Consider the following 22,119-nt stretch of genomic DNA (forward strand, 5'->3'; position numbering starts at 1 on the left):
TTTGAGACCTTTACGGTCGCTTTTGCTATACCGGTCACACTGGCATAGAGGCTGTCAAGGATACGCCCTGCCACATTTTCAAGCAGGTGTCCGGGTATTTCCATCTGCTCCTTCACTTTTTCATACGCGAGCTGGTAGTCAAGGGTGTCGGCCAGATCATCTGTTGCGGCAGCACTATCGAGGCGGGTCGATATTTCAAGGTCAACCAGGAACCTGTTGCCTGTCATTCTCTCTTCCCGGTAACATCCGTGGTAAGCATGGAATTCCATGTTCTCTATCCTGATAATTCCCATTCCTCAGAGTTTTGCGCCAAAAATAGCAATTCCTTCCGTAAATATGCCGGGTATGAAAAAAAAGCCGCCGGCCGCCTGCAGTATTTATTAATTACTTTTACTTTTGTAACCTCTGATCGCGACAAAACAGGAACCCCGGCACAACGGCCGCAACCTTCTCTGGCAAGCTGTGACGGGAATACCAGCTGTCGCCGGTTTGGCTGACAGGAGAGAACCGGGACTGGTGCACTAAAAATATGAAGAATGGCACAGAACAGTTTCCCCGATAAGGGGAAAAAAGAGGAAGGACGCTCCCTCAATTTCATAGAGCAGATAATTGAAGAGGATATACGCAACGGCAAGAACGAAGGAAGGGTACACACCCGGTTCCCGCCCGAGCCTAACGGTTACCTGCATATCGGGCACGCCAAGTCAATCTGCCTCAATTACGGGCTCGCCGAAAAGTATAACGGATACTATAACCTGCGGTTTGACGATACCAATCCCCTTACGGAGGAAGTTGAATATGTTGACTCCATCATGGAGGATGTAAGGTGGCTGGGTTACGACTGGGAAGACCGGCTGTACTACGCCTCCGACTATTTCGAGCAACTGTATGAATGGGCAGAGAAGCTTGTGATGAAGGGTAAGGCGTACGTCTGCGACCTCAGTGCCGCCGAGATAAGCGTGCAACGGGGAGGGCCGACCAGGCCGGGTACTGATAGCCCTTACAGGAGCCGCAGTGCTGAAGAGAACCTTGATCTCTTCAGGCGCATGCGTGCAGGAGAGTTTGCAAACGGTGAAAAGGTGCTCAGGGCAAAGATCGACATGGCATCGCCCAACATGCACATGCGCGACCCGGTCCTTTACAGGATCATTCATGCGCCGCATCACAGAACGGGAAACAGATGGTGCATCTACCCAACCTACGACTACGCACACGGGCAGAGCGACTCCATCGAGGGCATCACGCATTCCATCTGCACGCTTGAATTTGAGGTTCACAGGCCTCTGTATGACTGGTTCATCCAGGAGCTGGAGATCTTCCCGAGCCGTCAGATTGAATTCGCCAGGCTCAACCTCAGCTATACGATCATGAGCAAGCGCAAGCTGCTGCAACTGGTGAAAGAGGGGCATGTATCGGGCTGGGATGACCCGCGGATGCCGACAATAAGCGGGCTGCGCCGGAGGGGCTATACCCCGGGGTCGATCAGGTACTTTGCCGACCGCATAGGGGTTGCCAAGCGCGACAACGTTATTGATGTGGCGCTGCTGGAGCATAGCGTGCGCGAGGACCTGAACAAAAAGGCAACCCGCGTAATGGCGGTCCTAAACCCCCTTAAGATTATTATTACCAATTACCCCGAAGGGGAAACAGAAGAGGTGGAGGCCGTGATTAACCCCGAGATGCCGGAGCTGGGCAAAAGGAAGGTCCCCTTCTCGCGCGAGATACTGATCGAAAGGGATGATTTCATGGAGGACCCGCCGAAAAAGTTTTTCAGGCTGGGACCGGGCAGGGAGGTGAGGCTTAAATACGCCTATATAATAAAGTGCGAAAAGGTTGTGAAAAACGATGCCGGCGAAATAAGCGAACTGCATTGCACCTATGACCCGCTGACCAGAAGCGGCATGCCCGATGCCAACCGCAAGGTAAAAAGCACCATACACTGGGTTTCGCGGCCACATGCACAGGAGGTGGAGGTGAGGCTGTTCGACAGGCTTTTCATGAAAGAGAACCCTGACGATGCTGAAGAGGGGCAGGATTTCAAATCAAACCTCAACCCTGAATCGCTCAAGGTTACCAAAGGATACATCTCATCGGGATTTGAAGGTGCCGGCGCCCTCGATAAGTTCCAGTTCGAGCGGCTGGGCTATTTCTGCGTCGATCCCGGCTCTGCGCCCGGCAGGATGATCTTTAACCGTACGGTTACCCTGCGCGATGCCTGGGCGAGGATAGGCCATAAGGGTGCACCACGGTAAAAAGTGCCGGGGCTCCCCCGATATGCCTTACCTTGCCGGCTGCCGTGCAGCATTGACTGCAGGATGGTGCATGCTGCCGGATGATGTCTGCTGCAGGATGGAACTGGCTGCGTGACTGCGCCGGCTACGTGACCGCGCCGGCTACGTGACCGCGCCGGCTGCGGAAAGTAATCAAACCTGCTATATGTAAAACAGCACCGAGACATAGCTTACCACACCCGAGGTGTCTCCGGCCGGGCCGGAGTCGCCCCTGCTCAGTACTCTCACCTTGTAATCAGGTTCAACAATATCCGAGTATTCCATCAGCGTCATTATGGGGCCGCACCCGCAAACGGAAAGATCATGCCTGGCAGCTTTCTCAAATACCCCACTGCTGTCTTTGTTTAGAATTGCCTTCAGTAATATGTCGTCCTTATCCCTTGCTTCAGAACGCGACACAAAATGGGAAAAATCGGAAGAGGCTATCAGCAGCACTCTCCTCCCGGTCCTCCTTACGGCGGTATGGATCCTTCCGGCAGCCTCAACCGCGGCATCATGGTCCTGGTCAAGCATATTCAGGCAGACAATCCTTGTCTTACCGGGAAAAAAATGCTTTATGTATGGCACTATCACCTCGGCAGAGTGCTCCCTGCGCTGGGCGGCCTTTGAGAAGGGCAGCTTCATCTCTGCGGCAAGCTCCAGGTCAGTCTCTGCCGTCCCGTTCGGCACCTCCCAGTACTGGTGGTCATCAACCGATATGGGCGGGCCCAGTCCGTAATGATTAGGATTCACAATGACAACCGTTTCGGCAATGAAAAGATTGTTCCGTGCCGTTTCAAAGAAATGGACAGCCTGCCTGCCGCAATATTCAATACCGGCATGTGGCACTATGCCGCCCAGCACTGCTCCGGGCACCGGGTTTTTGTCAATATCCGGCTCCTCCTCTTTCAGAAAAAGGTCAAGCAGCCTGCCAACCTCATCCCTGCCTGAGGGGTAGAACATGCCGGCAACACCGGGAGGCCTTGTATTTGTTTTATCTGCGGCCATTGAGGGTAATGGTATTGTCTTGTTAAAACCGGTACCGTCAGTGCAAGTTAGCGAAATCATTCCCAACTGACAACAGCCACCGGGTCTGTCGCACTCTGGCATCATGCCGGTTGATCCGGGTATAATGCCGGCCCGGACATTCTGCATCAGCCTGCCGGCCGGAGTTGGTCACACGGGGCCTGCCAACCGGAGTTGGTCGGCCGGGGCCTGCCGACCGGAGTTGGTCAGCCGGGGCAGATCGGCCGGGGCAGATCGGCCGAAACCCCTGAGTCCGGGCCCGTCAACCAGGACCTGCCGGCCGGGGCCTGCGAGCCGGGGCCCGTTACCCGGCAACAACGACCTTTGTCCCGCATTTCCGGCAATTCCCATTTGGATCGATCCCGGCAGCATCGGTACTGTACCCGCTACGCCTGATCACTACCGTGCCGCAGCCTGCACACCTTGTATCGGAGCTTCCCTGCAAAGCCGGCATGTTCCCGGTGTAAACATAATCAAGGGCCCCGGCAGCGATCCCGTAAAACTTCTCCATCACGGTCAGCGGGGTTGCCGGGGCATCACAGCGCCATGAGGGGAAATACCTGGAGATATGAAGCACGGTATCGGTTCCCAGCTCACCTGCTATCCATCGTGTCATTTCCCGGAACATTTTCTCATCATCATTCAGGCCGGTAACAACAAGGTGGGTGATCTCAAGGTGCAGGCCCCTCTTTCTTATTGCTTGCAGGGCTGACTTAACCGGTGCAAGGGATCCGCCCGCCACCTTCCTGTAAAAAACATCGCTGAACGATTTAAGGTCAATATTGAAGGCATCTGTAACTTCCAGCAGTTCGCCGAGGGGCCGGCTGTTGATATAACCGTTGCTCACAACAACGTTCTTCAGTCCCCGCTCCCTTGCCTTTACAGCAATATCATACATATACTCGTACCACACCACCGGCTCATTGTACGTAAAGGCAATACCGACATTCCCGGGCAGTTTCCGGGCTCTTTCCGCTACCTGCAACGGAGCGGTATACTCCAGCCGGGGTATGTCGTCAACAGAGGCCTGGGAAATTGTATGGTTCTGGCAGAAGATGCAATTGAAATTGCACCCCGCCGTCCCGATCGAGAGAATATCCCTTCCGGGGAAGAAATGGTAGAGGGGCTTTTTCTCAATGGGATCTGCAGCCATGGATACGGGATAGCCGTAGGCAGCCGTCAGCAGCCGGCCGCCATTGTTGATCCGTACCCTGCATTTACCGCCGGCGCCCTCTTCCATCGAACAGGAATGCGGGCATAGCAGGCATGTCACCTTGTTGCCGGCACCGGTTTTGTAATAGCGTGCCTCCAGCATGATTATCCTGTTATACCTGAACTCAGTGGCCAGGTATTGCAAACGTCATCCGGTATCACGGTACTCAGGCTGATAGCGCTTCGACAGCAAGCCCGATCCGTTCAATTGTTTCATCACGGCCCAGCAGTTCCATTATCATGAACAGGTCAGGGCCCTTGCCCTCGCCCACGAGCGCAAGACGTGCCGGGATCATCACGTTACCCATGCCTATACCCTCCTTTTCCAGGTATCCCTTGACCGTTGCCGAGATACTCCCGGCATCAAACGGCTCGACCTCACTGAGCAGATCAGATACCTTACGGAGCAGCATGGGTGTATCCTCCTTCCACTTTTTCTTCACCAGCTTCTCATCATACACGGCAGGCCTCTCAAAGAAAAATGATGCCTGATCCCATATCTCATGTACAAAGTCAGCCCTCTCACGCACCAGGCTGCATATCTGTCCGGTACGTTCAGGGTCGGGCGAATGGCCTTTTTCCTGCAATATTTTCATGAATTCTCCGGCCACCCTGCCGGGACCGGCATTCTGCAGGTACTGGTGGTTGAACCAACGGGCTTTTTCAGGGTCGAAGCGGGCGCCTGCCTTATGGACCTTCTCCAGGGAGAACTGGCTAATCATCTCCTCCATGGTGAAAATCTCCTGTTCAGTCCCCGAATTCCATCCGAGCAGGGCCAGGAGGTTGACAAATGCCTCAGGGAAATAACCTGCCTCCCGGTAACCTTCGGACACTTCCCCGGTAACGGGATCCTTCCAGCGCAGCGGGAACACAGGGAAGCCGAGCCGGTCGCCATCCCTCTTGCTCAGCTTGCCCTTGCCCCCGGGCTTAAGCAGGAGCGGCAGGTGGGCAAACTGAGGCATTCTCTCTGCCCATCCGAAGGCTTCATAAAGCAGCACGTGCAGCGGCAATGACGGCAGCCACTCCTCACCCCTGATCACATGGGTTATCTCCATCAGGTAGTCGTCGGCCACGTTGGCAAGATGGTATGTCGGCATGCCGTCTGCCTTAAATAGTACCTTGTCGTCAAGTGTGCTTGTGTTTACCCGCACTTCGCCCCTGATGATGTCACTGATGACCACTTCCCGGTTCTCCGGCATCAAAAACCTGACGACCCAGGGCACTCCTTTGTCTTTTAGCTCCTGCACCTTCCCGGGCGGAAGCACCAGTGAGTTTCTGAGAGTGTTCCTCACCGTATGGTCATACTGGAAAACCTCTCCGTTCTTCTCCTTTTCCTGTCGAAGATGATCAAGCTCTTCGGGCGTGTCGAAAGCGATGTAGGCATTTCCGCTCTTTACAAGCCCCATTGCATAGCTGCCGTAGATATCCTTTCGCTCGCTCTGCCTGTAAGGTGCATGGGGCCCTCCTGCAGGCACTCCCTCGTCAGGCTCCATGCCGCACCACCTCAGGGCATCGACTATATAGCTCTCTGCTCCGTCAACGTAGCGCTGCTGATCGGTGTCTTCTATCCTCAAAATGAAGGTGCCATTGTGCCGGCGGGCAAAAAGGTAATTGAATAGCGCCGTCCGCACACCGCCTATATGAAGGGGGCCGGTGGGACTTGGTGCAAAACGCACTCTTACGGTGCCTGTTATGTCAGCTTTCGCTGCTCCGGTATCAGCCATGGGATTCCTTTTTTATAATGAACCGCTCCGGGACATAGCCCCGAAGTATCAACATGAGGGTTCAGTTACACTTAAGATGTAAAAATACAAAAAATAGCGGAGGCCCCGGATATCGATTATGCAGGTCTGCTTAACGGTTTCAGATCAAGCCTTTATCATGCTTCTCCTTTATGGCGCGCAGCATATCCGCGGTCATGGCATCAAGGTCATATTCAGGCTGCCATCCCCACTCCTCGCGGGCTGCCGAATCGTCGACCGAATTTGGCCAGGAATCTGCAATATCCTGCCGGCTGTCGGGCTCATAGCTGATCTCGAAACCGGGCATCTGTTTTTTGACCGAAGCGGCCAGTTCACCCGCACTGAAGCTCATCGCGCCAACGTTGAAGTCGCAGTGGTGCCTGAGCTTGCTGAAATCGGCCTGCATAAGGTCTATGGTCGCCTTGAGACAGTCGGGCATGTACATCATCGGCAGTCGTGTATCCTCTTTGACAAAGCAGGTGTACCTGTTGTTCTTTACAGCTTCATAATAGATTGCCACGGCATAATCGGTGGTTCCCCCGCCGGGCAGTGTTTCGTGGCTGATGATACCGGGGTAACGGAGACCCCTGACATCAAGACCGTAACGCTTTACATAATAATCTCCAAGCAATTCGCCGGCCACTTTTGTAACACCATACATGGTAGTGGGCTTCAGTACCGTCTCCTGCGGTGTGTTGTCAGCGGGAGTTGATGGTCCGAAGACAGCTATCGAGCTTGGAACGAGCACCTGCTTCATCTTGAGCTCCCGGGCAATCTCCAGTACATTGATAAGGCCGTTCATATTGACGTCCCAGGCCAGCATCGGATTATTCTCACCGGTGGCTGATAGTATGGCAGCCATGTTAATTATCGTATCAATCCTGTATTTATTTACCACTGAAGCAAGCCCTTCAGTGTCGAGCGCATCTACCACCTCGCAGGGTCCTGTTTCAGAAAGCTTATCCGAAGGTTTTGTCTTGCGTATTCCTGCTACTACGTTTGAACCGCCATACATGTCGCGCAACAGCAGTGTCAGTTCCGAGCCTATCTGTCCGGCCGAGCCTATTACCAGTATTTTACTCATCTGTTCAGGTATTTTATGATTTGTTATACTACAAATAAATACAAAATCATTGTCAATATCCTTGATTTTTTTCATTTGTGCGCACTGTTTTTCAACATAAAGAGATGCCGGGGCCACATGCCACTGGCCATTCTGCCGCCGCTTACATGCCCGGTTTTTCAACATAAAGAGATGCCGGGGCCACACGCCGCAGGCCTTTCTGCCGCCGGTTCCATGCACTGCTTTTCAACATAAAAGGTAAGATGCGATATGAGTCCGAAAAAATCTATCTTTGTGTATCACCAATAAAAAACAATTATGTACGGAAAAATAAAGGAACATCTCGAGAAAGAACTGGAGAGCATCGAGTCTGCCGGACTCTTTAAAAAGGAGAGAATCATTGTATCAGCTCAGGATGCTGAGATCACGGTCGAGGGCGGTAAGAAGGTGCTTAACTTCTGTGCCAATAATTATCTCGGACTATCAAACCATCCCGAATTGATCAGGGCGGCCAGGGAAGGCATGGATTCTAGGGGTTTCGGCATGTCTTCGGTAAGGTTTATCTGCGGTACCCAGGACCTCCACAAGACCCTGGAAGAAAAGATTGCCGGGTTTTTCGGGACTGAAGACACCATTCTATATGCCGCCTGCTTTGACGCAAACGGTGGTGTTTTTGAGCCGCTTCTGACCCATGAGGATGCAATCATATCAGATTCGCTTAATCATGCATCGATCATTGATGGTGTCAGACTTTGCAAGGCACAACGGTACCGCTACAATAACGCCGATATGGCAGACCTTGAAGAAAAGCTTAAAGAGGCGCAAAGCCAGCGTTTTCGGATTATCGTCACCGACGGAGTATTCTCCATGGACGGCAATGTTGCACCAATGGACAGGATAGTGGAGCTGGCAGAGAAATACGATGCACTGGTAATGGTTGACGAATGTCACTCTGCAGGTGTGGTTGGCGAGACAGGCAGAGGCGTTACCGAGCTTTTCGATATACGGGGAAAGGTTGATATCATTACAGGTACTCTCGGCAAGGCATTCGGCGGTGCCATTGGTGGCTTTACAACGGGCAGGAAGGAAATTATCGAGATACTGCGACAACGGTCAAGGCCCTATCTCTTCTCAAACTCACTGCCTCCTTCAGTGGTGAATGCGGGGATCAAAATGTTCGATATGATGGCAGAGACGCATGAGCTCCAGAACAAGCTGCACAGGAATACAAAATACTTCATGGACAGGATGAAGGCTGCAGGTTTTGACATCAAGCCAACACAATCGGCCATCATTGCAGTAATGCTGTACGATGCAAAACTGTCACAGGATTTTGCCGCAAAGCTGCTTGATGAAGGGATATACGTGATCGGGTTCTACTATCCTGTTGTTCCCAAAGAGCAGGCAAGGATCAGGGTGCAGGTCTCCGCTGCCCATGAGACCGGGCATCTTGACAAGTGCGTTGATGCATTTACCAGGATCGGACGTGAGCTCGGGGTGATCAGTTGAACCGCCGATGATACCGGCGTTGCGGATAGCTCCATCACCATAAACGGATCCCGGCTTATCTATGAGCCGGGATCCGTTATTTGTACACACTTAAAGCTAAGTTGTAAAACTGCGGCGCGTTTGCCCGCGCTCCCTAACCGCATTTGGAGTTGCCGCAATCCTTGCATGTAAGGCATCCCTCCTGGAACATAAGGTTTTCAGAATTGCAGGCCGGACATATTGTTCCCTTTTTTGGCTTAGTACCGTCGGGTATGTACTTTCGCAGTGTGCGTTCAACGCCGTTCTTCCATGTGTTTATATTCTCGCTGTCCAGCCTCAGCGACGATACCAGGTTTACCACATCGGGTATAGGCATGCCGTGACGCAGCACCCCTGATATCAGCCTGGCATAGTTCCAGAATTCGGTGTCAAAAGTCCTTGAGAGCCCTTCGAATGTTGTCCCGTACCCGTACCTGTCGACATACCTGAAATCGTATCTCTTGGTGCTGTCAGGTTGCCTGACCTTAATAATGAAACCTTTGTTCACGGTTTTGGGAATAGGCAGCACATCGCCGTCCTCCTTACCCGTAAAGATCTCATACGGCTTTCCGTCAAGCTTACCGACGAAAGCGATCCACTTCTCATCGCTGTTCATGAACCTGACCACATCGGCTTCAAGCACTTCGGGCCTTTTTTTCGGCACTGTGCCCTCCTTCTCTTTTTTCCCCGACAGGAGCACACCCGAACGTGAGCCGTCGCGGTAAACGGTTGCTCCCTTGCACCCGCTTTCCCATGCAGTAACATAAAGCTTGCCAACAAGGTCCTCCCTGGCTTTGGCCGGGAGGTTAATTGTCACACTGATTGAGTGGTCAACCCATTTCTGTATGGCGCCCTGCATCCTTACCTTACTGAGCCAGTCCACATCGTTTGATGTAGCCTTGTAATAAGGTGACTTCTCGACGACTTTATCTATCTCCTCATCATCATACTCCTTTACCTTTTCAACGTCATAACCATTGACCTCCAGCCAGGTGATAAACTTGTGATGGAACACATTGTACTCCTCCCACGAATCACCAACCTCATCCTCAAAGGTTACCGTCACATTTTGGTCGTTGGGATTCACCTTCCTGCGGCGCTTGTAAACAGGCATAAACACCGGCTCAATACCTGAAGTGGTCTGGGTCATAAGGCTTGTGGTACCGGTGGGCGCAATAGTGAGCAGGGCAATGTTCCTCCTGCCGTATCTCACCATGTCGCGGTGCAACTGCTCATCCTCTGCCTTTAGCCGGTTTATGAAGGGATTGCTTTTTTCACGCTGGGCATCGTATATGGTGAACGGCCCTCTCTCCCTTGCCATGTTCACCGACGACCTGTATGCCTCCAGTGCAACCGTCTTGTGTATCTCGGTTGAAAAGTCTGTTGCATTTTCAGTGCCGTAGGTCAGTCCGAGTGCGGCAAGCATATCTCCCTCTGCAGTTATGCCTACTCCGGTCCGTCTTCCTTCCCCGGCCTTGATCTTGATGTTCTCCCAGAGCTTGCGTTCAACGCGCTTTATCTCGTCATCTTCGGGATCCCTGACTATCTTGTCGAGTATCTTGTCAATCTTTTCGAGCTCCAGGTCGATTATATCATCCATTATGCGTTGGGCGTATCCTATATGGACCCTGAACTTGTCGAAGTCAAATTTGGCATTCTCTGTGAAAGGCTCATCCACATAGCTGTAAAGGTTCACGGCAAGCAGCCGGCAACTGTCATAGGGACAAAGGGGTATCTCCCCGCAGGGATTTGTCGAGACAGTCCGGTACCCCATATCTGCATAGGAATCGGGCACCGATTCGCGGGTAACTGTATCCCAGAAAAGAATGCCGGGCTCGGCGGACTTCCAGGCATTGTGAACAATCTTTTTCCATAGCTTGCCTGCATCTATCTCCTTCCTTATCACAGGATTGTCGGAGTGAACGGGAAACTGCTGAATATATGGCTTATTCTCCGTTACAGCCTTCATAAACTCATCATCAATCTTGACCGAGACATTTGCGCCGGTCACCTTTCCGGCCTTCAGCTTGGCGTCGATGAATTTTTCGGCATCAGGATGCTTTATTGAAATGGTAAGCATAAGAGCGCCCCTTCGTCCGTCCTGGGCTACCTCCCTGGTAGAGTTGGAATACCTTTCCATAAAAGGCACTACACCGGTGGATGTAAGCGCCGAATTAAGTACCGGGCTTCCCGAGGGCCTGACATGTGAAAGGTCATGACCAACCCCTCCCCGTCTTTTCATAAGCTGCACCTGTTCCTGGTCAACTTTCATTATCCCGCCATAGGAGTCGGCCCCTGAATCGCTGCCTATCACAAAGCAGTTCGAAAGGGAAGCTATCTGAAAATCGTTGCCAATGCCCGTCATAGGCCCGCCCTGGGGCACAATGTACCTGAAATCCTTCATAAGCTGATATATGTCCTCCTCGGTCATGGGATTCGGGTATTTCTTCTCGATCCTGGCGATCTCCCGGGCAAGCCTGCGATGCATATCGTCAGGGGTCAGTTCATAGAGGTTACCGTGAGAATCCTTCAGCGAATACTTGTTCACCCATACCCGTGCTGCGAGCTCATCTCCTTTGAAATATTCAAGTGAGTGTTTGAAAGCCTCATCATATGTGTAGCTGCCCGGCTGAACAGCATCCTTTTCCTTTGCCGGTGCCGGGGCAACGCCGGTCTTTTTCTGAACTGAAGTATCCTTGGCCTGCATATATTGGAAGATTTTAATGTGATTATATTGAAAAAACCAGATGACACTGGCACGGGCTACCAAAATTAAATATTGCCTCTTACTTTATTGCCAATTCCCCTTTCCAATTTATTAACAAATACCTGCTGGTTATTAACGAATTTCGCTGGCCTCTGAAACAGAGGCATGTTGTCAAAAAAATGATACATGGGCCATCAGGGTAACACTATTTTTATGAATGTATGAGCGGGTTGGACAAAACAACCGCTGGCAATGATAAACGCCTGTTGTTATTTAAAAGGATTTCAATAAATGCCGTCACTGCCAATGAAATTCATGGATAAAAGGTGCGAACAGGGGACTAAAACAGGTAATATAACAACCATTCTCATGTGGGCGACAGGTTGGCGGGACAGGGATCTGGCCGGAAGCTTGGCCAGAGGGAGCCGGATGACGGGCCAGGGGGGGTGTCCGGGTACTTGACCAGGGGGAACCGGGGCAAGGATAGGGGACTTGACCAGAGGGAGCCGGATGACGGGCCAGGGACCTGGCCGGGGAAATAACCCAGGCAGCTTTCAGGATGACGGATCGGGAACGTGTTTATTTGCAGGGCCGGTCGGTGTGGGCAACCCTGCAAAAGAGAGCCGGCCCCCTGGGGAGCCGGCTCTCTTTTGGAGTAACGGACTTTTACCTGTCCGTTATCTTTTAGTTGAACGAAAGACGCAATCCTATCTGAGCCGACCATGTCTGGCTCAGGGCATATATTGGTCTGTATGTGGTAGTCGGGAATTCATCTGTGCCAGGGATGGTATTGATGGTGAAAATACCGTTGCCGCTGGCATCAACACCCTGGAAGTTCATCAGGTTGTTCTGCACGTTGGTTTCTCCCACACCCCATTCGGAGTTGATCAGGTTGCCGAAGTTCAGCACGTCGAGGTATGCCTGGAGCTTATACCTGTTCGCGCCTGCCTGCAGCATGAAATCCTGGGCTACGCGCAGGTCGAAACGGTGCTGCCAGGGGAATTTGGCGCCGTTACGCTCTGCAACGCTGCCCCGGTTGGCGCTCAGGTAGGGATCCTGGCTGATGAATTCATCAAGAATTGCCCACTGCTGTGCTGCGGTCTGGGTAACCACGCCGCCCTCAACCCTGTCGACCAGGTATGAGTCCTGCAACGAGTTGGGTATATACATAAGGCGTGCCGCACCATCGTTGAACCTGCCCGAGTAGGTGTAGCTGTAGCGGCCCCTCTCGCCTCCGTCATAGATGATCGACACATTGGTGTTGAGCCTGTTGCCAAGGGCCCTGGTATTCAGAGAAAAATGGGCGATAAGCCTGTTTGGCTGGTCAAACCTGGAGAACCCTATCTCAGGATTGTTCCTGTCATCCACAACAACATCCGGCCATAGTGACGCCGCCTGTGAGCCCCCAATCAGTCCGTAATCCTTGGAGACACTCCTGGTGTATGCTACCCGTGCATTGCCGTACTCACCAAAACTGCGCGACAGCTCGCCGGTTATCGATGCATAATACCCTTCATTGATATTTGTAAGAAGTATAACATCGGTAAACGCATTGTTGTCATAGTAAGCATCTGAACTTTCCCAGTATGGGTAGGGATAGGGATTGTTCAACCGGCCGGTAGGTGCAGTTGTGTTAATATTGGCTGCAAGTGGACTGTTTATGTCAAGTGAGTAGATACCCTCAACTGTTGCAACCAGCTCATACGGCAGGGCAATATCGGCCGCAAGGTTTGTACGCCATACCTGGGGAAGCTTGAAGTTCTCGTCGGTGATGGCAAGGTTCCTGGAGACCTGTGCTTCAAGGGTGGCCGGATCGGGACGGTAGTAGGTCACGTCGGGCTGGAAACCCTGCCACTGGGGGTTGTCGCCAACGCCCCACTGGTCGGCTGTCAACCCGTATCCGCCTCTTGTAACCCCGTTGTTGTTAACCTGGTTGGATATCCAAACGAACGGTACGCGACCGCTGAACATGCCTGTGCCACCGCGAACCTGCAGGCTCCTGTCGCCAAACACGTCGTAGTTGAACCCGAAACGGGGCGACCACAGCGGAAGAGCCGGGGGCAGAACGCTCACGTCAGGCACTATCGTCTCGTCCGTTCTTGGATTGGTGAATGTAAGGTTCATGGCATCCAGGTTGGGATTGCTGGGCAGGTCGATCGGATAGAACGGGAAATCGATCCTGAGGCCGAATGTCAGGTTAAGCCTGTCGTTGACCTCAAACCTGTCCTGCGCATAGATGCCGAACTGTCCGAATGCGGTCTCGTCAAGAGGAATGTCGTCCGGCCCCTTGAAGGAATACCCCTGCAGGAAAAGATCAGGCCTTACAGTGGGGTCCTGGTTGATTATAGCATCAACAAAGTTTTCATATGAGTTAAACCGGTAAAGGCCGTTCAGGACGGGGTTAAATGCATTAGCAAAGGTCATGTACTCGAAATTCATCCCGAAGGTGAAATTGTGCCTTCCTGCGTAATATGAAAAGTTGTTGGTAACATTGAAAACATTGTTTGCCAACTGGTTTCCAACCGTAAACAGCTCATTACCCATGGTCATGTAATAAAGCGGTGTATCGCCATCAAACTCCAGCACCTCTATGAACGGGAAGACCTGCCCTCCCGGGACATTTCTGATGGGATCCTCAACCATATTGAATCCTATCCTGAAGTTGTTTGCCATATTGGCGCTTATTATTGTATTAAGCTCTCCTACAATCGAGGTAACATTATTGTCAACCGTGTAGTGGCTGTTACGGAAGTTCATCGCCTCGATTCCAAATCTGTTGGTATTACGGTATCTGAGTGCAGAGGGGTTATACCGGAGGCTGTTTCCGTTAACGGTAATGTCCCTGAAAGCCTCATAGCGGTTGAACCTGACCATCAGGTTGTTGTTGCGGTTAATGTTGAAGTCGATACGGGCATTCAAACGAAGGCCTTCGTTACCGAAATCATATCCTTCATAGGGGCCGGTGTTGTAATCATAAAGGTTCTTCATCTGTTCACGCACAAAATCGAGCTCACTGGCAGGGACCCTTGAAACGGTGAGTCCGTCAGGCTCAAGTCCGGGACGAGCAGCCACTTTCTGCAGTCCGGGATTGGAAGCGGCCTCCTGCTCGACGCTTACAAAGAAAAACAGCCTGTCCCTTATGATCGGGCCGCTTACCGACGCACCCAGTATGCGGGTAAATGCCTCGGCTGCTGTCAGTTCAATATCGCCGATCTGAGTGCCAAGATAACTTTCGTCATTGTAATAGGTGTAGACAGAACCCCTGTACTGGTTACCGCCCCTCCTGGTAATGGCGTTAACGTTTGCGCCCGAGAAGCCTCCCTGACGAACGTCATAGGGAGCCAGGTTGACCTGGACCTCTTCGATGGCCTCAAGGCTCAGGGGATTTGCGCCGGCAAACTGTGCCGTACCCAGTCCGAAGTTATTATTGTATATTATACCGTCAATGGTATAGTTGTTGAACCTGTTGTCCCTGCCTGCAAAGCTGGTACCGCTGCTCTGCGGGGTCAGGCGGGTAAGGTCGTTGATGCTCCTTGAGATGGTCGGCACCGACTCAATGGCTTCTGCATCGATGTTGGTGGCAGTACCCGAGCGTCCCGAGTTGAATGTCCTGTCGGTCATTGCTGTAACAAGGACCTCCTCAAGTGCAACATGATCTTCCACAAGTGTGAAGGCAAAGTTCCTGTCCTCACCAAGACTGAGCCTGATGCCGGTGAGCTCCTCGGTCCGGTACCCGATAAAGCTTACGGACAGCGTGTACGGACCGCCTGTCTGCACGTTGGCCAGGTTAAACCCGCCGTCAAGCCTGGTTGTTGTTCCGTAGGTTGTACCCGTCGGGTTATGAACCGCCATTATTGTGGCGCCGGGAAGCGGCTGCCCCTGGGCGTCCAGAACCCGGCCGTTCATTGCCGCAGTAGTCACACCCTGCGAAAAGGAAGCGGCTGCAATACCTGCAAATGCAAGCATAACAGCCAGTTTTCTCATTATTCTCATAGTTAAGATTTAAGGGTTAATAAATAATTTATACGGATATTGACGAATTTCTGTAAAGAGATTACAAAATTAACCTACGGTGACAAAATACCGTGCCGGATAATATTAAATAATTGTTAAACTGTCTGATGCCGGGACGCCCTGCTGCTTAAACCATAATACCCAGGCGCTTATCAGTATAGCCGCCTATAATCCCGCCGGGCATTACAAAGAAAAGAAATATTGAAGAACAACTGAAGTTGAACATTATTCAAGATATCATCATTTTATCAACAATGATAACGGGGATAATAAAAACAGTAAAAGAGTGTGAAAAACACAAAGAAACTATGGCCGACCTGGCTTTCCAGGGAGTTGTTGGCAAGGAAATTAATGACACAGACTATTAAAAACACATTGTATATAAATATTCTGTAAACTCCGGTTTCTTTAATAATAAATGAATACAACAATATAGTAACGACCAGCCCGGCCAACCCCATGTTGAGCAAAATGTATATATACTGATTATGGGGTTTCATATTTTTCCCTGTTAACGCAGAATCATTTTTTTCCAGACCATATTCCACGGCGTGCAATACACTTCCGGTACCCCAACCCAGTAAAGGGTGTTTAAGAAATGCCTGCCACGAAGCCCTCCAGAGATCAACCCTCTCGGTCAGGACGCTCCAGGCAGGGTCTGTATATGAGGTCTTTTTATAAATATAGACGCCCATCATCATTTGATGGACCCTGATAAACATTCCCGGCCATTTGAGGTACAGGTGATTGGTTGTCCCTTTTTCAACAGCCCGGATGTCACTGTCTGTAAGTTTAACGAACCCCTGCTTGTCTTTCCTGAGCCCTTTTGACGACATGTATCTGTACAATGTGTGCCTCAAATAGTTATTGGATAAATCATGTCCGTAATATTCCAGTTCGCTTCTCTCATTCCACAGATCTTCCAACTCATCGTCTGCTATGTAGATATAGACCAGATGACCATTTTCTCTCAGTATGTTTGCAGTATCATGGAAGTACCGGTTCCCCTGTAAAGTGTATTCCTGTAATGCATGAAAATCTCTTTCAGCCTCAAGATGAGCCAGTTTATACATACTTGCTGATAACCATAGTGCCAAACCGGAAAGAAGTACAACAACAGATGTAACCGATATTTTCAGAAATAAACTCCTGCGGCTCTTTATAATAAGTACCAGCAGGAATAATAAAACACCCGATAAAGATGCCAGCCCCGACAACGACCTGAGATAAAACAGGAAGAAGATCAACCAGCCGGAAATGGCCAGGCAGATAAAATACAAGATCCTGTTGCCGCTGATCTGTTTTATTAACAAGGGTAATTGAAAAGCGGCCAGAAGAAGCATCATGCTATAATATATGGCCGGCACAAATGGAGAGGCATCCCGGAAATCAACAGGTGATTGAAAGATCCTTACCGATAATCCGATAAATGAAACAGTTACAACCGAAGAAATAAAAAGTATCAGGAGTAACCTGATTTGTTTTATATCGGGCATTGGTGATGTCACAATAATTGCGGGCATGAAAAGTAACGGCAATCTAACCAGGAGATCATTGTTAATTGCATAACCGGGATCCTTCGACCACAGCAATCCAATAGCATTTAATCCAAATATCAGGGTAAAAGCGATGGCGGGCTTACTGGATAAGTATTTCTTGATCCTCTCCCTTAAGTCAGGCTCTGCCAGCCAGTTCACGGCAAGCAGCATCAGACTGATGGTTAACATGAAGCGGGAAGCAGGCAGGGATATAACAAGCAGGCAAAAGCCAAGATAGCAGATCCAAAAATGCACTGATCTTCTTGATATGTTAACTCGTTCAATCATACGACCTGAGTCCGGGAATTATTTACGCAAGGCCTGTATAGGAGTAATATGACAACATACTGCATATTGCTACCGGTAAATGTACAGGTTTAATACCATCTTGCTCCGATGCTCCATGATGCTCCTGCCATAATACCGATACTATTGAACAGGTCTCCCTTATCGGCAGCTAAAGCAACTGAAAACTCCAGATTATCTGTTCTCCCGGGCACCCACTTTGTTTCGAGCATGAAATACCATTGCTCCCGGGCAGGATTAAAAAAATAGTCCTCAGGATCATTGTCCGGATCGTAATAACCCCATGTCTGACCAAGGTTTAATCCCTGATAGGTGCCAAAATACTGAACATACGACGTTAACAGCCTGTATGATAAATTCCCGGAAATTTTTCCGTTAATGCCAAAATGGTGTGCAATATTCCTGTTACTGACAAAAAACTGCGAACTGTATGTCCTGGCACCGGGATCTGCCTTATTCAGCTGATAATCTGTCAAAAAGAACGGGGTTCCGAAAGACATCCCGTGGTAAGAGTGCCCGGAGCGATAAACACCGTTATTGTAGTAGTTGTCGCGCCCCCCGTAGGGAAATCCACAGTTTGGTTCTTCGCAGAATGGCGGGTGGTCGCGGGGACCGGGGTCCGGGAGGCCCGGACCGGACTGGTGTTTTGTATATAACAGCTCATAAAGAATGCCTGTTACATAACTGCCGGAAAACGGATTGTTTATGCCCAGGCCCCAAAGCCCGTCAGCCTTATTCTTATAGGTCTGGCCCGAATGGTCCGTAAATATATGCTGGTAGTAGATATGCAGATCTGTTTCGCCAATGTCGGCCCTCAAACCCCAGTCCCATACTCCGGTATGAAAACCCAGGGCGTTTAACTGGTCACCTGTCGGTGCATCTTCATCACCACCTTTTGCCAAAGCAACCTTGATAAAATCAGAAAAACCTGATGGAAGAGGGCCATGTCTCTCCGATTCCCCTCCCCATATAGCCATATGTACAAGTCCGAGATACAATTTCAACCCGGAATTGCCGCCGGTTTGCAGATAAGCTGATTTGTCATGGAAATAGGCGTTACTGGCAAACCTTTCCTTCTCCAGCCAGCCATGGGCAAAGTGCCCCTTGAACTCCAGCCACCCGAAAGAGTAGGGCACTTCCCGGAAATCGGGGACGTATGCCGAAACCCTGGGTACAGGCATGGCGTTACGGCTTATTCCCATTGAGCCGGATGATAATTCACCGAAAGTGATGCCGTGGGTTGATACCATCCGCCCGGCGCTGAAGTACAGAAACCCGGCTTTGGCCTCAACATATGCCTGGTGCAGATAGATCGCCGATCCTTCCGAGGCCCTGGCCACCAGATCAATGCCGCCTCCGATATCAAATATCTTTTCATCTCTGGCCCGCAGTTCGCTGGAAAGCATTGTCAGGGCATTGGCGCTGGCATCATCAAACATCCCAAAACGATTATGGGTGAGCCAGAAAGCCTGATTCCTTTCAGTGCCAACAGTTGAGAAAACACTGATCTCATTGTTAATCCTTTCACGCAGGCTTTGAGCAGTGAGACTGCAACAACCAAAAATTGTAACCACTAAAGAAATTATCTGCAAACGAATCATAAGGAACGATAAAATTACTAAAACATTTAATATAATCTCAAGCCGGTGAAATACTTCACAGTTTTCTTCGACACACAGGGCATATCCGGGCATTCCTGCAACATTGACAAGGGCAACAGCCAGTATGCCATAAGCCGCAGCATGCATCCGGGGCATAAACGGTAAATTACTACAGCACTGTCCTGAACCTCTCAGGAATCTTAATGACCGGTTTTTCGCTTAACATCCCCGGTTTGTTTAGTGCAAAAAATGGCCGGAAAAGGCTCTGCCTCCTTCTCGCAGTCCTGAAGAACTCATCACCATCAATGGCAGTCTTTTTTGAGATCAGGTCGAAGAGCTGGTTCCTTCTGTCAAGATGCCCTGACCAGCCGGCTTTCAGAAGCGACTGGTCACCGGTTTTGTTCATGGAGATATTATGATCAACCATGCCAAAATGAAACAGGAACAAATTCGGATCGATATGGAAGTTCCTCCCTTTGACGCGGTGAAATCCCGAGCCCCATGTAAGCGGAATAGCAGCTACAACGGGTTTGGTGTACCTGGCCGATACATGTGCATAGCTTCTCTGTTCCAGAAAAGGCCGTTCAGGGTCAATCGGCGGTTCAAGTCCGGTATGCTGCCCCACATCCAACCCCAGGGCCGAGAGGGAGGCTGATCGTAACGGCCGCTGAAGGTATGCAGCAAGTGTTTGATCCTGATTGGGGTCAACAACCAGGAATTCATCAATATCATGGGCAATTATGATATCATACCTGTGAAACAATGCCCTGGCAAGGTGTGAGACCAGCCTTGCACGGTTACGGTCTCCCTGCGCCCTGCTGAATTTACGGTGGGGCAGTCTCAGCACATTTATGCTTCCATGCCGTTCAGGTAAAGGCTGATCATGTCCGTCCAGTATCAAAAACAGGTTTTCCGGGCCAAACTGCAGTCCGTAATAATCAATCCATTTATCGACAAAAAAACGATCGTTCCGTGCCATGGATATCACTCCGATCTTTTTCTGGTTGCAGCTTGTCATACGTGGCAAATTAATTCACGGCGAAATTGGTAAAATAAGCAAAAAAAGCCATACTTTTAAAAATAAAAAATGCCGGCAAGCGCCAGTTCCGGAAAAAACCTCCCTGTTGATGTTGTTATTACCTGGGTTGATGGAAATGATCACAGGCTAATTGAAAAAATGGAGCCTTTTTTACAGGGGCAGGACCACCGGAATGATCCGGGCACCAATCTCACACGCTTTGCCTCTGTAAATGAAATCAGGTATTGTGTCTTATCCATCCTTACTTTCGCACCTTTTGTAAGAAACATCTTTATCGTCACCGACGGGCAGGACCCCAACCTCGATGAAGATATCAGGACATGGTTCCCCGAAAGGAGAGGTTCCATCAGGATCGTTGACCATTCTGAAATATTCAGGGATTTTGAAGAATATTTGCCGACTTTCAACTCCAGGTCGATAGAGTGCATGTTATGGAGGATTCCGGGCCTTTCCGACAATTTTGTCTATTTCAATGATGACACCTTTTTAGTCAGGAAGATACGGCCTGAAGACTGGTTCATCGATAACAGGCCTGTTTTGCGCGGAAAATGGTTGCCAATACCCTTACCATGGTTCTTCTGGGATTTTATCAGGAAGACTGTAAATAAGTGCTTCCTGAACAATCCGGATTATCAGCCCAGGCCTTCCTTTCATCTGGGCCAGTGGCTTTCTGCTTCAATTCTCGGAATGAAGTACAGGTATTTCGTATACAGTCATACACCCCATGCGATCGACCGCAGGAGGGTTGAAAAATTTTTTTCCGGCAAAAAGGAATTGCTGGAGAAAAATATTGCATACCGGTTCCGAAATCACAAACAATTCATCTTTGCGGCATTGTCCGGTCATTTGGAGCTTCTTGATGGCAATGAGCAGATCACCAGTCCCGATCTGGCTTACCTCCAGCCGCTTAATCGCCCAAAAAACTATATTGACAAAAAGATCAGATTTTGCGAAAATAACCCCCGCATAAAATTTCTGTGTGTTCAAAGCCTGGAGATGTGCAGAAAAGAGGATCAAAAGAAACTGTTTTCCTGGATGGAGACTCTCCTGCAACTGAATAAGGTTTAATTCGCTGCGGCCCGTCAGAAATTCATTCTCAGGGAAGCTCCCTGCACCTTACCATTTGTAAAGGGTGTTAAGGTCAGATTATTATCAGGCGAATACGCAAGCTTTAAAGTCAGGCTCCCGATCCCGTAACCAATAAGAGACCCCATTACAATGTCAGATGTCCAGTGTGCATCCCTGTATAACCTGGCTAATGAGACGGCAGTTGCAAATCCATAGGCCCCGTAACTTAATTTGGGATACCTGCCTGCAAACACAGTCATAACTGACCATATACCAACCGCATGACCCGAAACGAAAGATTCGTGCCCTTTATCCCTTCTGAACGGATCACGCGGACTGTTGTAGGGACGGCGTCTTGAAACAGTGATTTTTGAAAGTTCGGAAAAGCCAAGACTTACCACCAGGGATTGGAAAGAAAGCAGCATGGTGTCATGAAAATACCTGTCCCCCGAAACGATGCTTATTCCATAGACTCCGGCAAATACAGGGAAAAAGTACTTCCTGTTGCCTGCGTCATTGAGAAAACTTATTGCAAAATGTTCTCCGGCATATATTCTCTCCTGCACAAGATCCCTGATGGACTGGTCCATAGCCAGTGTGGTTGCCAGAACACACAGAACAAAAATGTTTCTTGACAAACCCTCCTCGTCTGATCTGATGATCTCCAGTCCGGCATTGTATGGAATTAACAGAAAATTGGCAAAATACCTTCTTAACTGCAAACTGTCAGTTGATATTTCTCCGGCGCCTTCTTCAAAGAGGCTCAGTCCGCTTTCAATTATCATACTGTCATGCAGAAGAGTCCCTGGTATATTGATCTGTCGCAATAGTACCCCGGCACCTGGATCTTTCCCATAGGCGTTAAAGAATGTGACAGTGAGCCCAAAAAATAGAATTGTCAGATAATTTCGCATAGACCAGTGCTTTTGTCAAATTCCCGGGATCGTCTATTATTTGCATCACCAGGTTAAGCTGCAGGCTCCGGGCAAAGTTAGTCCCCGAAATT

At 50.1% G+C, this 22,119-nt stretch carries 14 protein-coding genes; 3 read left to right on the forward strand and 11 right to left on the reverse strand.

What is annotated here, in order from left to right:
• The coding region (gene folB, locus EA408_06985) for a dihydroneopterin aldolase (protein ID TVR72260.1) at positions 1–293 on the reverse strand (293 nt) is incomplete at its 3' end.
• 243 nt (positions 294–536) lie between these two features.
• On the opposite strand from folB, the gene EA408_06990 reads away from it, so the two are divergent.
• The gene (locus tag EA408_06990) at positions 537–2,252 is read left to right on the forward strand and encodes a glutamine--tRNA ligase/YqeY domain fusion protein (protein TVR72261.1); all 1,716 of its coding nucleotides are present in this window, start codon (positions 537–539) and stop codon (positions 2,250–2,252) included.
• Between the two features lie 180 nt (positions 2,253–2,432).
• Here the strand turns inward: EA408_06990 and amrB are convergent, their stop codons facing one another.
• From amrB to EA408_07010, 4 genes are all read right to left on the reverse strand, one after another.
• The gene (amrB, locus tag EA408_06995; GenBank protein TVR72262.1) at positions 2,433–3,425 is read right to left on the reverse strand and encodes an AmmeMemoRadiSam system protein B; all 993 of its coding nucleotides are present in this window, start codon (positions 3,423–3,425) and stop codon (positions 2,433–2,435) included.
• Positions 3,426–3,600: 175 nt separating this feature from the next.
• Complete coding sequence (gene amrS, locus EA408_07000; protein TVR72310.1) at positions 3,601–4,611, reverse strand: AmmeMemoRadiSam system radical SAM enzyme; 1,011 nt, start codon at positions 4,609–4,611, stop codon at positions 3,601–3,603.
• A 64-nt stretch (positions 4,612–4,675) separates the two neighbouring features.
• On the reverse strand, positions 4,676–6,202 hold the full coding sequence (locus EA408_07005) for a glutamate--tRNA ligase (GenBank protein TVR72311.1): 1,527 nt from the start codon (positions 6,200–6,202) through the stop codon (positions 4,676–4,678).
• A gap of 169 nt (positions 6,203–6,371) precedes the next feature.
• Positions 6,372–7,334, reverse strand: a complete 963-nt coding sequence (locus EA408_07010) for an NAD-dependent epimerase/dehydratase family protein (protein ID TVR72312.1) — start codon at positions 7,332–7,334, stop codon at positions 6,372–6,374.
• Positions 7,335–7,631: 297 nt separating this feature from the next.
• On the opposite strand from EA408_07010, the gene kbl reads away from it, so the two are divergent.
• The gene (gene kbl / locus EA408_07015) at positions 7,632–8,822 is read left to right on the forward strand and encodes a glycine C-acetyltransferase (protein ID TVR72263.1); all 1,191 of its coding nucleotides are present in this window, start codon (positions 7,632–7,634) and stop codon (positions 8,820–8,822) included.
• Positions 8,823–8,955: 133 nt separating this feature from the next.
• Here the strand turns inward: kbl and EA408_07020 are convergent, their stop codons facing one another.
• The 5 genes from EA408_07020 to EA408_07040 form a co-directional block, all read right to left on the reverse strand.
• Entirely contained in the window at positions 8,956–11,547 is a 2,592-nt protein-coding gene (locus EA408_07020; GenBank protein ID TVR72313.1) for an adenosylcobalamin-dependent ribonucleoside-diphosphate reductase, read from the reverse strand.
• Positions 11,548–12,231: 684 nt separating this feature from the next.
• Positions 12,232–15,540: a cell envelope biogenesis protein OmpA gene (locus EA408_07025; protein ID TVR72264.1), complete on the reverse strand. Its 3,309-nt coding sequence runs from the start codon at positions 15,538–15,540 to the stop codon at positions 12,232–12,234.
• A gap of 269 nt (positions 15,541–15,809) precedes the next feature.
• Positions 15,810–17,387, reverse strand: coding sequence for an O-antigen ligase family protein (locus EA408_07030; GenBank protein TVR72265.1), 1,578 nt, complete (start codon positions 17,385–17,387; stop codon positions 15,810–15,812).
• Positions 17,388–17,476: 89 nt separating this feature from the next.
• Positions 17,477–19,162: a hypothetical protein gene (locus EA408_07035; GenBank protein TVR72266.1), complete on the reverse strand. Its 1,686-nt coding sequence runs from the start codon at positions 19,160–19,162 to the stop codon at positions 17,477–17,479.
• Positions 19,163–19,175: 13 nt separating this feature from the next.
• Positions 19,176–20,024, reverse strand: coding sequence for a glycosyltransferase family 2 protein (locus EA408_07040; protein TVR72267.1), 849 nt, complete (start codon positions 20,022–20,024; stop codon positions 19,176–19,178).
• Positions 20,025–20,093: 69 nt separating this feature from the next.
• On the opposite strand from EA408_07040, the gene EA408_07045 reads away from it, so the two are divergent.
• Positions 20,094–21,113: a capsular biosynthesis protein gene (locus tag EA408_07045; protein TVR72314.1), complete on the forward strand. Its 1,020-nt coding sequence runs from the start codon at positions 20,094–20,096 to the stop codon at positions 21,111–21,113.
• A 14-nt stretch (positions 21,114–21,127) separates the two neighbouring features.
• Here the strand turns inward: EA408_07045 and EA408_07050 are convergent, their stop codons facing one another.
• Positions 21,128–22,027, reverse strand: a complete 900-nt coding sequence (locus EA408_07050) for a phosphatase PAP2 family protein (protein TVR72268.1) — start codon at positions 22,025–22,027, stop codon at positions 21,128–21,130.
• Positions 22,028–22,119 lie beyond the last annotated feature (92 nt).

The organism is Marinilabiliales bacterium, assembly GCA_007695015.1.
In the GTDB taxonomy this organism is placed as follows: Bacteria; Bacteroidota; Bacteroidia; order Bacteroidales; family PUMT01; genus PXAP01.

Excerpts from the sequence above, each read along its gene's own strand:
- EA408_06990 (TVR72261.1), top strand. The coding sequence starts at position 537 with ATGGCACAGAACAGTTTCCCCGATAAGGGGAAAAAAGAGGAAGGACGC.
- amrB (TVR72262.1), bottom strand. The coding sequence starts at position 3,425 with ATGCAGAATGTCCGGGCCGGCATTATACCCGGATCAACCGGCATGATG.
- amrS (TVR72310.1), bottom strand. The coding sequence starts at position 4,611 with ATGCTGGAGGCACGCTATTACAAAACCGGTGCCGGCAACAAGGTGACA.
- EA408_07010 (TVR72312.1), bottom strand. The coding sequence starts at position 7,334 with ATGAGTAAAATACTGGTAATAGGCTCGGCCGGACAGATAGGCTCGGAA.
- kbl (TVR72263.1), top strand. The coding sequence starts at position 7,632 with ATGTACGGAAAAATAAAGGAACATCTCGAGAAAGAACTGGAGAGCATC.
- EA408_07020 (TVR72313.1), bottom strand. The coding sequence starts at position 11,547 with ATGCAGGCCAAGGATACTTCAGTTCAGAAAAAGACCGGCGTTGCCCCG.
- EA408_07025 (TVR72264.1), bottom strand. The coding sequence starts at position 15,540 with ATGAGAATAATGAGAAAACTGGCTGTTATGCTTGCATTTGCAGGTATT.
- EA408_07030 (TVR72265.1), bottom strand. The coding sequence starts at position 17,387 with ATGATTGAACGAGTTAACATATCAAGAAGATCAGTGCATTTTTGGATC.
- EA408_07035 (TVR72266.1), bottom strand. The coding sequence starts at position 19,162 with ATGCCCCGGATGCATGCTGCGGCTTATGGCATACTGGCTGTTGCCCTT.
- EA408_07040 (TVR72267.1), bottom strand. The coding sequence starts at position 20,024 with ATGACAAGCTGCAACCAGAAAAAGATCGGAGTGATATCCATGGCACGG.
- EA408_07045 (TVR72314.1), top strand. The coding sequence starts at position 20,094 with ATGCCGGCAAGCGCCAGTTCCGGAAAAAACCTCCCTGTTGATGTTGTT.
- EA408_07050 (TVR72268.1), bottom strand. The coding sequence starts at position 22,027 with ATGCGAAATTATCTGACAATTCTATTTTTTGGGCTCACTGTCACATTC.